At 38.6% G+C, this 15378-nt stretch carries 16 protein-coding genes and 1 pseudogene; 12 read left to right on the top strand and 5 right to left on the bottom strand.

Features of this window, described 5'->3' with window-relative positions:
* Positions 1-21 precede the first annotated feature (21 nt).
* Positions 22-1188, top strand: coding sequence for an MFS transporter (locus LS66_RS08270; RefSeq protein ID WP_034367849.1), 1167 nt, complete (start codon positions 22-24; stop codon positions 1186-1188).
* Positions 1189-1255: 67 nt separating this feature from the next.
* Here the strand turns inward: LS66_RS08270 and LS66_RS08265 are convergent, their stop codons facing one another.
* The 3 genes from LS66_RS08265 to LS66_RS08255 are packed head-to-tail and all read right to left on the bottom strand — an operon-like array spanning position 1256 to position 3572.
* Entirely contained in the window at positions 1256-2179 is a 924-nt protein-coding gene (locus LS66_RS08265) for a hypothetical protein (RefSeq protein WP_034367851.1), read from the bottom strand.
* Positions 2180-2181: 2 nt separating this feature from the next.
* Positions 2182-2862, bottom strand: coding sequence for a hypothetical protein (locus tag LS66_RS08260; protein WP_034367853.1), 681 nt, complete (start codon positions 2860-2862; stop codon positions 2182-2184).
* Entirely contained in the window at positions 2859-3572 is a 714-nt protein-coding gene (locus LS66_RS08255; RefSeq protein ID WP_138092037.1) for a hypothetical protein, read from the bottom strand. The genes LS66_RS08260 and LS66_RS08255 overlap by 4 nt, the downstream gene beginning before the upstream one ends.
* A 147-nt stretch (positions 3573-3719) precedes the next feature.
* Between LS66_RS08255 and LS66_RS08250 the strand changes: the two genes are divergently transcribed.
* From LS66_RS08250 to LS66_RS08240, 3 genes are read left to right on the top strand one after another with little or no spacing between them, the layout of a single operon-like run.
* A complete protein-coding gene (locus tag LS66_RS08250; protein WP_081947996.1) occupies positions 3720-4235 on the top strand; it encodes a cupin domain-containing protein in 516 nt (171 codons plus the stop codon).
* 37 nt (positions 4236-4272) lie between these two features.
* Positions 4273-5190 (top strand): carboxymuconolactone decarboxylase family protein, encoded by a 918-nt coding sequence (locus LS66_RS08245; RefSeq protein WP_081947997.1) that lies wholly within the window; start codon positions 4273-4275, stop codon positions 5188-5190.
* 14 nt (positions 5191-5204) lie between these two features.
* Positions 5205-6365, top strand: coding sequence for an aldo/keto reductase (locus LS66_RS08240; RefSeq protein WP_236097011.1), 1161 nt, complete (start codon positions 5205-5207; stop codon positions 6363-6365).
* Between the two features lie 137 nt (positions 6366-6502).
* Here the strand turns inward: LS66_RS08240 and LS66_RS08235 are convergent, their stop codons facing one another.
* Positions 6503-6988 (bottom strand): Rrf2 family transcriptional regulator, encoded by a 486-nt coding sequence (locus LS66_RS08235; RefSeq protein ID WP_034368346.1) that lies wholly within the window; start codon positions 6986-6988, stop codon positions 6503-6505.
* Between the two features lie 145 nt (positions 6989-7133).
* Between LS66_RS08235 and LS66_RS08230 the strand changes: the two genes are divergently transcribed.
* The 8 genes and pseudogenes from LS66_RS08230 to LS66_RS08190 all read left to right on the top strand — a co-directional run bounded on the left by LS66_RS08230 (position 7134) and on the right by LS66_RS08190 (position 14631).
* The gene (locus LS66_RS08230; protein WP_138092034.1) at positions 7134-8636 is read left to right on the top strand and encodes an MFS transporter; all 1503 of its coding nucleotides are present in this window, start codon (positions 7134-7136) and stop codon (positions 8634-8636) included.
* Positions 8637-8797: 161 nt separating this feature from the next.
* Positions 8798-9406 carry a carboxymuconolactone decarboxylase family protein gene (locus LS66_RS08225; protein WP_034368170.1) on the top strand — a complete coding sequence of 203 codons (609 nt, stop codon included), beginning with the start codon at positions 8798-8800 and terminating at the stop codon, positions 9404-9406.
* Between the two features lie 130 nt (positions 9407-9536).
* Complete coding sequence (locus LS66_RS08220) at positions 9537-9971, top strand: MerR family transcriptional regulator (RefSeq protein WP_034368173.1); 435 nt, start codon at positions 9537-9539, stop codon at positions 9969-9971.
* Positions 9968-10474: a carboxymuconolactone decarboxylase family protein gene (locus LS66_RS08215; RefSeq protein ID WP_201273676.1), complete on the top strand. Its 507-nt coding sequence runs from the start codon at positions 9968-9970 to the stop codon at positions 10472-10474. Before LS66_RS08220 ends, LS66_RS08215 begins: the two co-directional genes overlap by 4 nt.
* Complete coding sequence (locus tag LS66_RS08210) at positions 10471-11088, top strand: sugar O-acetyltransferase (protein WP_034368174.1); 618 nt, start codon at positions 10471-10473, stop codon at positions 11086-11088. Before LS66_RS08215 ends, LS66_RS08210 begins: the two co-directional genes overlap by 4 nt.
* A 119-nt stretch (positions 11089-11207) precedes the next feature.
* Positions 11208-13042 (top strand): annotated as a pseudogene (locus LS66_RS10450) (DUF1561 family protein).
* Positions 13043-13244: 202 nt separating this feature from the next.
* Positions 13245-13829 (top strand): NAD(P)H-dependent oxidoreductase, encoded by a 585-nt coding sequence (locus LS66_RS08195; protein ID WP_034368182.1) that lies wholly within the window; start codon positions 13245-13247, stop codon positions 13827-13829.
* A 52-nt stretch (positions 13830-13881) separates the two neighbouring features.
* Positions 13882-14631, top strand: coding sequence for an SDR family oxidoreductase (locus tag LS66_RS08190; protein ID WP_052057519.1), 750 nt, complete (start codon positions 13882-13884; stop codon positions 14629-14631).
* On the opposite strand, the gene LS66_RS08185 is transcribed toward LS66_RS08190, so the two are convergent.
* Positions 14605-15210, bottom strand: a complete 606-nt coding sequence (locus LS66_RS08185) for an FMN-binding negative transcriptional regulator (protein ID WP_034368185.1) — start codon at positions 15208-15210, stop codon at positions 14605-14607. The two genes, LS66_RS08190 and LS66_RS08185, sit on opposite strands and share 27 nt — an antisense overlap.
* Positions 15211-15378 lie beyond the last annotated feature (168 nt).

Raw genomic sequence — 15378 nt, 5'->3', positions numbered from 1 at the left:
ATTTCAAACAAAGGAATCTAAATGATAAAAACAAATCCTCTTTTGCTTCCTACGCTAATGCTTGGTGTATTTGCGCTTTTGAGTATGGAGCTTGGAATGATGGGTGTGCTGCCTATCGTGGCGGAAGTCTATAATGTGAGTGTCGCAGACGCGGGGTGGGTTGTGAGTATTTTTGCACTCATTGTTGCGCTTGTCGCACCGATTTTACCCCCGCTTTTGACGAAGTATGACGCGAAAAAAGTTTTGCTATTTTGCCTACTTGTCTTTAGCGTTAGCTCGTTTTTGGCAGCCTTTTGCACAAATTTTATTGTGTTGCTTATCTTGCGCGCAATTCCAGCATTTTTTCACCCTATCTTTTGCGCCTTTGCCTTTAGTATGGCAGCGGATTCTGTCCCACACAACGAATCCCCAAAGGCAATCGCAAAGATTTTTATCGCTGTCTCTGCAGGTATGACGCTTGGGGTGCCGCTTACTAGCTTTATCGCAAGCAATACAAGCCTTGAAATGTCTTTTATCTTTTTTGGTGCGCTTAATGCCCTAAGCCTCCTTGCCACACTTTTATTTATCCCAAATCAAAAGCAAGAGCAAAAAGCTCCACAAAACGAGCAATTCAAGGTATTATCAAAGCCCATATTGTGGGCTTCTGTCATTGTTGTAATGCTCCTAAATGGCGCAATGTTTGGCTTTTATAGCTATATGAGTGAGTTTTTACTCAATTTCACGCAGGTTTCTTTTAATCTCATTAGCGTGCTTTTGCTTATCTATGGGCTAAGCAATGTCATCGGCAATTTCATTGCGGGTAAAAGCCTTGTGAGTGCGCCCAATGCGACTTTAAGAATCGTGCCTTTAAGCCTCATTGTGTTATATAACGCACTCTTTTTTGGTGGTGGCAATGTTTGGGGAGCGAGTGTGATTCTCATCATTCTTGGCATCTTTGCGGGGATTGGTAATAATATGGCACAATTTGTCGTAACCTCGCCTATCCCAGAGGCAAAGGAACTCGCAAATGGACTTTTCATCAGTGCTGCAAATATCGGTATCACGCTTGGCACTTCGCTTTGTGGGCTGTTTATCTCACTCAATGGCTCACGCTTTGCAGTTTTAGCGGCAGTGTGCTTGGTGGTTTTAAGCATTATATTTTTAATGCTTAGAGGGCAGATTCTCATAAAAAGCAAGGAGACAAAGTGAAAGACAAGGATAAAAAGAAATAAAAAGTTTTTGAGGAGAGGAGATTCTAAGCAAGATGAAATCTTTGCTACACAGAAGTTATTTTTGGCTTGCTTGCATTGTAGGTAAGTCGTGCTTCTTTTTGAGATTCAACTCCTTTTTCAAAAGCAGTATCACGCATTGCTTTATAGCTTGCTTTGAATGTGCCATTTTCTCTATCAAATATATCTTGCAGACTTAAGCGAGTATGATAATAGACAAAGGTTTGCCACTCATTATTATCTCTCTTATAGCCACTATATGCGAGTAAATCGCGCAAACTCTGCTCACTGAAATCCTTGCAAGTCAAATCCTCACAGAGATTTTTCATAAAATCTTTATTTCTAAAGGGCTTGTAGTAGTCTTGCTCGTTTGCCTCAAAAAATGCCTTTGCTTTTTCTAGGTTGGTTTTAATGGTTTCTGCAAGCTCCTGTATTTTCTCTGCACTCCACTCTAATGCGCTTTTACCCCATTTTGAGGTTGCAAAAAGAGCAGCAATAAAGGCAATGAGTGCCGCAATGATGAGGGCAAGCCACCAAGTTGAGATAAAAAATCCTACAAGTATTGTAATTATTAAAGTAAAAAGGCTGAAAGTTGTTGCAGCAATACCTCTATACCAATCTTTAGTTCCCTGATTATAGGTAAAAACAATAGATACATCAAAAACAAAAAATACATATTGCAAAGGACCTACTTTTGGGGCTATATATCCTAGTTTCGTAAGCCTATTAATGCCTTCACCAATAGAGGATAGAATTGCGCTAATAGTCGCCATACCAATATCCGAGCCATTGCCCTCAAAAGATAAGTTTTGTAAAGTGATTTTTATTATGTTTTTAATTTTAGATATAAGAATATATTTATCGGAATAGATTAATTCATCTTGTTCGCGTTCATATTTATCAAGTTCATTGATATAGTGTGGTATATTATTTGGATTTAAAGGTGGAAAATATTCCCAATTACCATTCATTTTTACCCCTTTTGGATATTTTTAATTCTATCATTCACATTATATATTTCTGCCTTGCCTTGTTTCTTTAGGGCTTCTTGCGTTTTTTCGCGCAAGATTCTAATGATTTCTTGTTCATACTGCATTCCCACATATTCTAAAAAGGGTATTGTATGTGAGTGCTTAAAATCAAAGAATTTATAATTTTTGCTTATATCATCACAAACTCTTACTGCCCAAAAAATCTTTCCACCAAAATAACTATGAAATGAAAAATTCCCATAAGCATAAAATTTGTATTGATAATATGGAAAAAAGAGGGGAGCATATTTGATATATACACCTTTGTGTGTTAAGGTGATAGAATGATAAGGACATAAGAAAAGGATATTAATACAAGCACAAATAAAAAGAAAGAGTAAAAGACAAGGAATGATATAAATAATAAAACACAAACAAGCAAGAATAATATAGTCTAATATCTCAATATTTTGTAGCATTATTAAATTAGAGGTTATAAAGTTGAGTGTAGATTCTATTTGGTATTGCAACATCAAAAGAGCAAACAAACAACCGACCCAAAAAACTAATTTTATCATTAATCTCTCTACACGATAAAACCACCCCTTAGGAAAACTATACTTAAACTCATAAATGATTTCATCTTTGTGTGGTTGTGGTGATTTACTCCAATTGCCATTCATTTTTGCTCCTCCTCTTGCAAGCCTCTTCTTTTTTTTATAGGTTTAATTTTCTCACGCAAATCATATTGATTTGCTTTGCCTTGTTTCTCTAAGGCTTCTTGTGTTTTTTCTCTTAGGATTTCAAGGAGCTTTTTCATATCTTGTTCATCATTATCAACTATCACATAAACTTTAGATTCTTTGTTTGAAAGATTATGAAAGTAGTGGCGATATTGTGTGTTTATATCATTTATTCTTATTACCCACGAACCCGTATAGATAGCACTTGATACCCAATTTACATAAAACCCAAATTCCCCATATTTATAGAATCTATGCTGATACCATAGCTTTAAAAAACCACTAGAGCGTATATACATTCCCTCATTAGTAAGCCAAATAGCATTTCTTTGACGAAACAAGAGCCCATTAAAGCTCCATAAAACCAATAAAAAAGGTGCAGGAAAGCAAATACTATATAACCCCAAAACAAGCCAATTTTCTAAGCTCAAATATGTAGGATAACTAAAGATTAGAATCATCGTATCATAGATTGCACTATAATTATAAAAATCTAAAATCAATCCAAGTGAGACAAATAAAACTATTATTGTCGCTATTCTATCTACTATCCGCTCAAAACGATTAAATTTTCCCTTTGGAAAACTATACTTAAACTCATAAATGATTTCATCTTTGTGTGGTTGTAGTGATTTATTCCAAGCCGACATTGCACCCCTTGTTTCCTCTGCGATTATCAATCCTTATGCTGTGATTATAACAAAATCTTTTATGATAAATTTTAATATTCCCCTTGACAAACACCAAGTATCAGGCTTTATAATTTCAAATGTATTTTAAAATCATAAGGAGAAAAAATGCAAAAACTCATTGCTATTGCTTTGGTTACAGCTTTAGGTTGCGTGAATATCGCTTATACAAAGGAGGCAAAAATGCAAAAAACACAAGAAGTGGTTAAAAGTGGCAGTCTTGGAGGATTTAAAGGAGATTCTAAAATCTTTAGCGGTGAAGTGAGTGTCAAAACACTTTTTAAAAGCGGAGATTATCGCCCTTATGGAGGTGGGGAGGTTACCTTTAGCCCAAAGGCTAGGACAGCGTGGCACACTCACCCCGCAGGACAGACGCTTATAGTTACACAAGGCACGATTTATACGGGCACAAAAGCAGGTATTACACAAATCGCAAAGGTTGGTGATGTGGTGCTTTGTCCGCCTGATGTAGAGCATTGGCACGGAGCAGGCTTGAAAGAAAAGGGCGTGCATATCGCCCTTACGCACGAGAAAAATGGCAAGAATGTTACTTGGCTAGAGCTTTTAAGCGATACAGAATATGAGGGCTATATCAAGGAGGCAGAGGGCAAGATGAGAAAATGAGATTTTCAAATATTAAGTTTATTATTTAGGAGAAAGAATGCAAGAGCACAAAGAGTTATTAGAGCGCAGGGAGTTTCTCAAAACCTCTGCAAAATTAGGCATAGGAGCAAGTCTAGTGAGCCTTAGCGGATTTGCCTTAAGTGCGTGTGATTCTAAGACTTCAAACACGCAAACACAACACATTCAAGGAGACATAATGAAAACTAATCTAACCCCAAAAGCCAAGCAAACCTTTGAAAAGCTTTTTGGCAGCACCGATGTGCCACTAAGCAAAAGCGACCCCGAGTTTTTTAGTAATTATGTGAATTTTGCCTTTGATGAAGTCCCCACAGAATCTAAGCTTGAGCTAAAAGAGGGCTTGATGATTACTCTTGCCTCACTTGTAGCTATTCCTGCTTTGAGTGAGTTTAAGGCAATTCTCAATGCGGCTTTGAAAAATGGCGTTGAACCTGTGGCAATTAAGGAGATTCTCTATCAAGCCACGCCTTATGTGGGTATGGGGAAAGTGCTAGATTTTATTAACGCCACCAATGAAATCTTTGCACAACTTGGAATTGCGCTTCCTTTGGAATCTCAAGGCAGGGTAGAATACGCTCAAAGGAGAGAAAAAGGGCTAGAAACCCAACGCGCACTTTTTGGTGAGGCGATTGACAAAGGCAATGCCGCAGCACCAAAGGATTACCAACATATCCGCACCTTTTTAAGTGCGAATTGCTTTGGGGATTATTACACGCGCGGTGGGCTTCCTCTAAAGTTTAGGGAGCTTTTAACCCTTGTGTATATTCTCTCAATGGGCGGGGCAGATTCTCAAGTGAGGGCGCATATCGCAGGAAATATAAGAGTAGGAAATGATAGAGGCAAGCTCATCTCTGTCATCACCGCACTTGTGCCTTACATCGGCTACCCTAGAAGCTTAAACGCCCTAAGTGCGCTTGATGAGATTGCGCCGTTGTAGTAATAGGGAAATAAATGATAACAAACATACAAGGAAATACGATGAAAGAAAAATCAGCAAAAGATTCAAGACGAAAGTTTTTAAAAACAAGTGCAGCACTTGCTACAATGGCATTTTTAAGCGCACAAACTTTCGTAAATGCTAAGGAGGCAAAAATGACAAAAACAGCGATTCCACAAAGAAAAATTGGCGATTTCAAAGTCTCCGCGATTGGCTTAGGTTGTATGGGAATGAGTGCCAATCACGGACCGGCAAGGGATAAAAAAGAAATGATAAAGCTGCTGCATAAAGCGGTGGATTTGGGATATACATTCTTTGATACCGCTGAAGTGTATGGACCACATACCAATGAGGAGCTACTCGGCGAGGCTTTGAAAGGTTATAAAGACAAAATCGTCATCAATACCAAATTTGGCTTTTACTATCCCTTTGGCAAACAACAGCTAGATTCTAGTCGCAAGTCTATTATGCGCGCAGTTGATGGGAGCTTGAAACGCTTAAAAAGGGATTGTATTGACCTCTACACGCAGCATAGAGTGGATATTGACACGCCTATTGAGGAAGTGGCAGGGACGATGAAAGATTTAGTCAAAATGGGCAAAATCAAGGCGTGGGCGTTAGGCGAAGCAGGGATTAAGACAATAGAGAGGGCGCACAAAGTCTTTGCCCCTGTGGCAATGCAGAGTCAATACTCTATGGCATTCCGTGAATTAGAGCAAAATGGCATAATGGACACTTGCCAAAAGCTAGGAATCACGATTGTTGCTTATTCTCCACTTGATAGAGGATTTTTAGGTGGAAACTTTAATAAAAACACGACTTTTCACAAAACGCTTGACTTCCGAGCGTCTATGCCACGTTATACCAAAGAAGCCCTAGAAGCAAATCAAAGTGTGATTGAGTTTATCAAAAAGGTAGCGCAGAGTAAAAGCATTAATGGCAAACCTGCCACCATTGCACAAGTTTCTTTAGCGTGGATTCTCTCTAATAAAAGCTTTGTGATTCCAATCCCAGAGACGACCAAGATTCATAGACTAGAGGAGAATCTTAACGCAAGTTTATTAACCTTTAGCCCAAGTGAGTTAGAAGAAATGAACAAGGAGTTAAGTAAGCTTGTGATTGTAGGTGATAGATACGCACCCAATAGCGATGCGGCAAAGAGCGTGGGGCTGTAGATTTTAAAATCTTATTTGCCCCTTGACAAATACTAAGTGTTAGGATTTATACTATTATTTTATCTTGAAAGGGGCAAATATACAAAATTCACACGAAAAATGTGTAGAGTGCTTCATCAAAACTTTTGCAAACCTTATCACAATGGCAAGTTTTGCAATTTTTTCAATAAATCGCTTAATTTTACTTTTGAAAGATAAGATTCTAAAGTAATTTGTGCTTTTTCAAAAGATGAATCTAAAATAAGATGAATGTTTTTACCCAAAGGGCAAAGCTCATTAGGATTAGCGTGAAACTTAAAAAGCCGATTTTTGCTATTAGTCTCTTTGCCACCCATAGACTGCACTGCGTTAAAAATATCTAAAAGGCTTATTTCTTGTGGTTTTTTACTCAATACACTCCCGCCACTGCCTCTTGCTACATTTATTAACCCCGCAGATTTAAGTTGAGCAAGGATATTGCGGATAATCACGCTATTCACTCCCACAGAATCCGCTAAAGCCTTGCTTGTCATCTTTTTGCAATGTGTTTTGTTAGTATTTGCATTGAACCCTGAATCCTCATTGAAAAACTCCAAACACAAACACATATGGATAGCAATACTAAAGCGTGAGGGGATTTGCATAAGATTCCTTTGATTGATTTGTGGTATTGTAGCACAAGATTGTATTGTAATACTTGACATTATAACAAAACTGTTTTATACTTCCTCTATTCCTAGTTGTAATATTATTTATTACATTAAAAAGGCTAAAATCTAAGGAGACTCAATGAATCCCATTCTTTTTACTATTCTGCTTGCTGTATTTGTTGTGCCTAGCTCTATTTCTGGCACAGCTATTGCCTTACCCTATATCGCAGAGGATATTGGAAGTGATACCACGCTCTTACAATGGGTTGTGAATAGCTTTAATCTATTTTTTGCGTGTTTTACGCTCATTTGGGGTACTATAAGTGATAGATTAGGTGCAAAAACTTGTCTTATTGCTGGGGTGGCAACCTATCTTTTAGGCTCAATACTCTCATTTCTCGCTCCTAGCCTACTTTGGCTTGATGTGGGTAGAGCCTTAGCGGGGATTGGTGGGGCAAGTGTTTTTGCGTGTGGAAGTGCTATTTTAATCCGCACTTTTGAAGACAAGGAACGAGTGAAAGCCTTTGCATTTTTTGGCACAACCGCAGGGCTTGGCATTACCTTAGGACCCACATTAAGTGGATTCCTCATTGATCTTTTTGCGTGGAGGGCGATTTTTGTCTTTCATTTTCTCACACTTGGGGTTGTTTTGCTCCTTTCACCTATGTTGCCAAAAGACCCACAAAAACAACAAAAAGCCTTTAAGTTTGATAAAATGGGTGCACTTCTCTTTATCGCTTTTATGTCAAGCTTTATGCTTTTTATCACCAAAATCCACGCTTTCAAAGAGCCTCAAACACTTGGAATATTAGCCTTTTGTCTCATTGTAGGGATAGTTTTTGGGGTGCATCAGAGAAGTTTGCACTATAAAAATATTACACCAAATCCTACCCTGCACATTCCTCAACCGCTTTTAGACTTTGAAGTGCTTAAAAATGCTTCGTTTTTTGGATTTAGCCTTGTAGCAGTGATTGCTGGATTTAGCTTTGTCGTATTACTCACTTATTTTCCTACTTTTCTCTCCATAAACTTTGGATTCTCTGCCTCTTTTTCTGGGCTTTTTATGCTCTCCCTCACTACGCCTATGCTATTTTGTCCAATTCTTGCAGGAAAAATGCTAAACAAAGGGGTAGATTCTAAAGCTCTTGCCCTTGCAATGTCTTTGATGATGAGCTTAGGAATCTTTGCACTTTTAATCATCTTGCATACTCTAAGCGGTGTTACGCTTCAGCTAATGACGCTTTTAGTGCTTTTTGTTATTGGCTGTGGTATGGGATTACACGCAGGGGCGATTGATGGATTGGCTCTTGGGAGTGTAGAATCTGCTAAAAGTGGCTTAGGCGCAGGAGTGCTTAATTCCTTGCGTTTAGGCTCTGAAGCGGTGGGAGTAAGCCTCTATGGCGCACTTATGGTGGTGTTTATTACCGCAAATCTCTCCTATCTTTTGGATAGTGAAGATTCTGTGTATCCCATTGTGGAAAGTATCGCAAGTGGAAATCTTAGTGCGGTTGAGAATCCGCTGATTTCAGCAAATGCACCCTCTATTTATCTGCAATCTTTTTCTTACACTTTGGGAATATTGGGGCTTATAAGCCTTGCTTTAAGCTTAGGTGTTTGGAGATTGCTTGGGAGGGTAAAATAGAGTGCTTAAACTGCATTAAGCACTTTGAAAAATCTCAATTACTCTTATTATCTTAAGCAAGATTTGCTGTTTTTCTCACTCTACATTTTACCAAATCCCCTTAATAAATACTAAGTGTAAGATTCTATAATATCACATATATTTTGTGTTAAGGAGGAAGTATGCGCTTTACAATCAATGATGAGAATAACTTTTTCAAAGACAAAGATAAGGCTTATATAGAGCCACCCAAAAAAATGCCATTTTTGCTAAAAATAGCCGTTTATTTAGCGCAAAAAAGCGTCAAGAAAGAAGTGCTCATCGCTAAACTTTTGACTTGGTATCCTAAGGCAGCGGTGAGTTCTGCAGTTTTAGAAAGCCTCGTAGCTCACGATGATGCAGAGATTAATAAGCGGATTCTAAAAATCATTCGTGTGCAGGTTTCTATGCTGGTGGCTTGTCCATTTTGTATTGATATGAATGCCTTTGAGTATGAAAAATTTGGATTAAAACTCGATGAAATCAATGCAATAGCTGATAAAAATTACACTTATCATACTTTTAGTGAAAAAGAAAGGATTATCTTACAATACGTAGAAATGGCGACAAATACGCCTGTTTTTATTTCAAAAGAGATTGTTTGTAGTCTTAAGGAGCATTTTTCTGAACGTGGTATTGTGATTATTACCTCAACCATTGCGCAGGTGAATTATTGGTCAAGGCTTATCCGCGCTCTTGGTGTGCCTGTCGCTGGATTTGGCAATATCTGTCGCTTAGAGGAAAAAGGCTAATCTCACCTCATAAAAGCAAATATTTTTCTACAATTTCTCTCCAACCCCTTGACAAACACTAAGTGTTAGGATTTATAATGTCATTTTATAAGCCTCAAAAACTTGGTTAAAAACTTTAAAAGGAGATGAGATGAATTTCACCATTTTAGAAGCGGAGCATAAAAGCGGCATTCCCTCACGCAAGATTCGCTTTTGGCTAGATAAGGGACTTTTTCCACGCATTTATAAGGACAAAAACGGCACACGGCTTTTTAATCCAAAAGATATTGATTGGCTCTGTTGGATTAACCTTTATCGTGAGCTTGGAATGAGTATTAAAGAGCTTAAATATTACAAAGATTTGTGTGATAAGGGCGATGAAACATTAAAAGAGCGATTAAAAATCATTCAAGCGCAAAAGAAAAAGAATCTCGCCCAACTTGCAAAAGCTAAGGAAAATATCGCAATGCTTGAATACAAAGAGCAGCTTTATACAGATTTGATTGAAAATGGAGTGGATTATCGGCATTCTAGCTTTAGCGAGTGCAAAAGGGTTTTGAAAGAACAGGTGAAGGAGCAAAAATGAAAAATCAAGATTTTAAAAGGCGTAAGGTGCTAAAAGATTCACTCATTATTGCAGGAGGATTAGGAGTGCTTGGCACGCAAGCATTTGCTAAAACACATCATCAACAAATACAAATCAAACAAGGAGAGAGAATGCAAACACGATTTGAAAAAGGTTTAAAACAACTTCAAAGCATTGATGGAGAGGCGGGGGACAAAGTCATTAGCTCCTTAGAGGATATTGCACCTGATTTGGGACGCTTTATTATAGAATTTGCCTTTGGTGATATTTATACGCGAGGTGAGCTTAATCTGCAAGAGCGAGAGATGATTACGCTTTCTAGTTTGCTCACAGCAGGAGGCTGCGAAGCACAGCTTGAAGTGCATATCAATGCGGCTTTAAATGTTGGCATAAGCAAGGAAAAAATTATTGAATGCTTGATGCAGTGCATTCCTTACACAGGATTTCCAAAGGTACTTAATGCGGTGTTTGTAGCTAAAAAAGTTTTTAAGGAGAAACTATGAAACCAACTTTTTCGCTTCGTAGCACACCCACACCTAGCACAAATCGCGATATTTTCACGCGGGATTTGGGTGGGGAGCTTATAGATATGAATGACCCAGAGTTTGAGAGGATTAAAGAGATTATTTTAGAGACGATTAGGCTTACAAGTGAGCTAAATAGCGTACATCATAGCACTGAACGTGTGCGGGAGCTATTTTCGCAAATCATTGGCAAAGAGGTGGATTGCAGCACTTGGATTATCCCGCCTTTTTATGTGGATTTTGGCAAAAATATTAAGGTGGGCAAAAATTTCTTTATGAATCAAGCTTGCACCTTTATGGATAGGGGCGGCATCACAATCGGTGATGATGTGTTTATCGCACCAAAAGTCTGCCTCACAACGATTAATCACGATTTTAATCCCTACAATCGCCAAGCGACTTTTTGCAAACCCATTGTGATAAAAGATAGGGTATGGATAGGGATTAATGCAACCATTTGTCCGGGAGTAACCATTGGGCAAAATTCTGTGATTGCTGCTGGAAGTGTGGTAACTAAAGATGTTCCTCCAAATGTGATTGTTGGAGGCAACCCTGCAAGGGTGCTAAAAAGCATTGAGGGGTATGAGAAATAGCCACATAAAGCAATAACAAGTTTCTACATCTTAAGGGCATTTATAGGCAGGTAGAAATTTTATATTCAGCCAAAACTGCTATAATAAACACAAGTTAGATACCCCAAAAGGATATATATATGAAAAGCTTAGTTTCACGCTTATATGCCTTTGTTTTCTTCTTTTTTAGCCTTTGTGTGCCCTTTTATACTGCTCTTGCGCTTGAAAATCCTAAGCAAGTCTCCCAAAAACTTGCCAATAAGCCCAAAGACAGACCCATTGCCTTTGTAAGTAAGCCTGATTCGCTGACGCAGTGTCTCACGCCAGTCTTTACAAACTCTGAGGGTTATGTGGGTGTAAGTGATTGCGAAGAAGCAATAGATGCGCGTTATGATGTCTTTAGCCGCATAGCGTGGAAACTTCGCGATGGTTGGGTATGTTTAAGTGCAGAAAATGAAAAGTATAATCAAGGTAAGCGACTCATCTTAAGACCTTGCGTTATTGATGATAAAACGCAAAGTTTCACAATCAAAGACAATATGCTATATACTCCTGATTTGCGCTTTGTGGTTCGTATTGCCAATGGATTCCTTACTCTGCAAAAAAGCCAATCTAAAGGTGTGCAATCTAATCTTATCCTCCATAATATGCAAGAATGGCTTGATACAATAGCCACTCCTGCACCCTTAATGCAAAAGGGCTTTATCGCCTGGAAATTCATTAGCCCTCAAGGTTTTGATGTATATTATTTGCGCAATAATGAATCGATTAAAAATGACCCGCAAGAGCTTTATTTCAACCTTGAAAATGGCATTATCGCACAATATGATTCAGCAAGTGCAAAGATGTTTTGTCTTACTTCTAAGCAGAATGCAAAGCAAGATTGGAATTGGGTGAGTTGGGAAGAATGTTTGCAGCAAAATTTGCGAGAAAATAAAGCAGCACCATCTAAATTAAACGCGCAAAATTGGAAACTTTTTATGTTTGCGGATAATGATAGCGCAATGCTTAAGGATTATTTAGGCAATTTTTTACGCGTTACCAAATATGGCTCAAATTGGAAAGATTTAAAAATGCAAATCTTTCAGATTCTCTCCCCACTTGCCCTGCAAATGGCTCTTATGCAAAGAATCTAAAAGCGAGTGTAAAATTACCCCCTAGCTTTGTCTTAACGCAAGAGTGGAAAAAGCGATTATGGCAGATTGCAACGACAACCGATGGAGTTTTAGAAAGAGCTGGAGATTGTGGCGTGTGTTTATTGCATAGCTATCAAATGATTGCTGAAATGAATGAATATACTGCTACTCCGCTAGAATCTGGAGGCTTTTTCTTTGATACAGCTTTTGGACGTAATCCTTTTACTTCTTTTCGTGCGCGTTATCCAATGCTTGCTGCTTCGCTTGAACAATATCGTGCCTCTAATACTCCACCGGGCTTATCTCGCTCTGCTGTGTTTGCATATGCAGCACAGATGTATAGAGCCATTGCCTTAAGCCTTTTTCCCGGACATTTTTGGCTCTCTTCAGAGTTTGCCACAAGTGATGTTACAATAAGAAGTGCGTTGAGAGATTTGTTTCAACAACCTGCTGGGACTTTATGGGTGGTGCAGATGTATTATGTCGCCCGAGATGGTAGCTTCAATGGACACGGAATGCCTGTGCTAAGGACAGGTGATGGAATCCAATTTATCCCAACTAACTTAACAAATATGAACTATGAGGGATATGAGCGGGCATTATCCAATTCTTTTGCACATAATTTAAGAGAGGCATACAATGTCGTTACGCGCAATGGCACACTCAACTTATATATGCTTTATTCCTTGCGTTTGCGTGAGATTTATCCTAATCCCATTAATGCATTTGTATCTAATAATAATTGTAGCGGTGAGGGGGAAGATAGGAGAGGAACTCGCAATATGCCCCTTAGTCGTTTTATCAATCAATGTGCAAGTGGGAGATGTGTTTTGCAATAACGCATTAAGCAATGTGCTTGGGAAATTGTCCTTGCCTTGCAAATTTTATGCGTGGTTGTAAAAGTTTTTGATTTACTCTAGCTTTAGAATCTAGCATTTTTATTTTTTGGTAAGTAACCTTTATAGATTTTCCCTCTCCAACCCCTTGACAAACACTTAGTATCAGGCTGTATAATTTCAAAATCTATTTTAAGGAGAACAAATGAAAAGAATTTTACTTTTAAATGGTGGCAAAGTCTTTGGAGGCTCTGGTGGGAGGCTTAGCCAAACTTTGCACGATGTCGCAAAACAGACTTTAGAGAATCTTGGCTTTGAGATTTTGCAAACGCATATTGATAAGGGTTATGAGGAGCAAGTAGAGGTGCAAAAATGGCTTCAAAGTGATGCAATCATCTATCAAATGCCCGGTTGGTGGATGGGTGAGCCGTGGATTGTGAAAAAATATATTGATGAGATAGGTATTGCTGGGGCTGGGAAGTTTTTTACAAGTGATGGGCGGCATAGTAATAATCCAACTCAAGGCTATGGCACAGGCGGACTTTTGAAAGACAAAAAATATATGTTTTCTCTTACCTGGAATGCTCCGATTGAGGCTTTCACAGAAAAAAATGGATTTTTTGAGGGAGTGGGGGTAGATGGCGTGTATTTGCATTTACACAAAGCACACGAGTTTATGGGAATGCAGGCTTTGCCGAGCTTTATCTGTAATGATGTCGTCAAAAATCCGCAAGTGGAACAATATATCAAAGACTATGAGGCGCATTTGAAAAAGGTTTTTGACAAATAGAGCTTTAGTAAGCGCAAAGTTGCGCGTTTTAGATTCTAATAAAGGAGCAATAATGACAAATCGTAGGGACTTTTTAAAGAATCTAGCACAACTTGCAGGAGCAGTGGCATTCACGGCTTATGCGTCTTATCCACTTTTCGCACAAAATGTGAAATCCCAAAGCACACAAGGCAAAGGTGAAAGGCTCAAAGTGCTGATTATCGGTGCGAATGGGAGTGTCGCAAGGGTAGCTACTACGATGTTTTTACAAAATACCAATGTAGATTTGAAACTTTATTTACGAAACTCAAAGCGACTTTCCCACCTCAAAAGTGCGCGTGTGGAAGTAGTGGAGGGTAATGCACTTGATGAAAATGCGCTCAAAAAGGCAATGAGTGATGTCAATGTCGTCTATGCGAATCTTTATGGCACAGACACGCCGCAAATGGCAAGAGTAATTATAGATTCTATGCAGCAAGTGGGGCTTAAAAGGCTTGTGTGGATAACTTCCTTTGGCGTGTATAATGGGCAATACCAAGAGATTCCAGAGAGTGAGCTAAGGCGCATTGCAAACTATATCGCGCTACACAGAGAGGAAGTAAAGATTATAGAATCTTCCCCGCTTGATTACACGATTATCCGAGCGCAGTGGTTTAGCAACGCCGATGAGATAGACTATGAGCTGACGCAAAAGGGCGAAGCCTTTAAAAATCCAAGTGGGAGAATCTCTCGCAAAAGCATCGCGGATTTAATTGTCAAACTCTGTACGACAAAGGATTTTGGCATCAGGCAAAGCTTAGGGATTAATAAGCCTTTGAGGTGAAAATCTCTTCATTTGCTCTATCGTTTGTGTATCTAGTCTATCCCCACGATTGCTTAAATCCTGCACAATTTCCTCCCAATCCTCTTGCTTAAGATTCTGTCCAAATTTCGCTTTTGCAGTTAAAGATTTCACAAGGATTTTTCCTACAAATACACCTTTTTCTTGACCGATAAATTGCCCTTTCTCCATATCCATTGTTTGATTATTTGGCTCATATTTTTGAACAAGGCGCGTTAAAATATGCTTTTTCTCTACCAAGTCTTCTACCACGCAAAATTGTCCTTCTAAAAAGATAGAAAAGAAAAATTGCGTGGGAATCATCGTGTGATGTAAAAAGTATGAGGGGATATAAGCATAAGGCTTTGCTGCACTAAAGGCAACTTTGGGATTTTGCTTTAAAAGTGCGTATTTGCGTCCAGCCTTTGCTCCGTGCAGATAAATTTTAGAATCCTCATAGCAAAAGCTAAGTGGCACAGCATAAGGGATACTATCAGGTATTACGAGTGTGCCAAACTCTATTTGGTTTAAAAATTCCGCAATCAACTTAGAATCTTTACAATCAAAATCTTTGCGCCGCATTGCTTTCCTTAAGAGGTCTTTAGCTTTAGATTATAACATAAAATTATCATTTCCTTTTCTCCCGTCCATTGCAAAGCACAATTTCTCACTCTCAGCAGAATTTTCTGAAAACTTCAATGATAAATTCTAAGCTTTAAAGTTTAGGCAAGATTTTTTAACTCACCTTTG

The organism is Helicobacter sp. MIT 03-1614 (genome assembly GCF_000762925.2).
In the GTDB taxonomy this organism is placed as follows: Bacteria; Campylobacterota; Campylobacteria; order Campylobacterales; family Helicobacteraceae; genus Helicobacter_C; species Helicobacter_C hepaticus.
The sequence above is the reverse complement of the archived record's forward strand: the minus strand, read 5'-3'. Positions and strand labels throughout refer to the sequence as shown.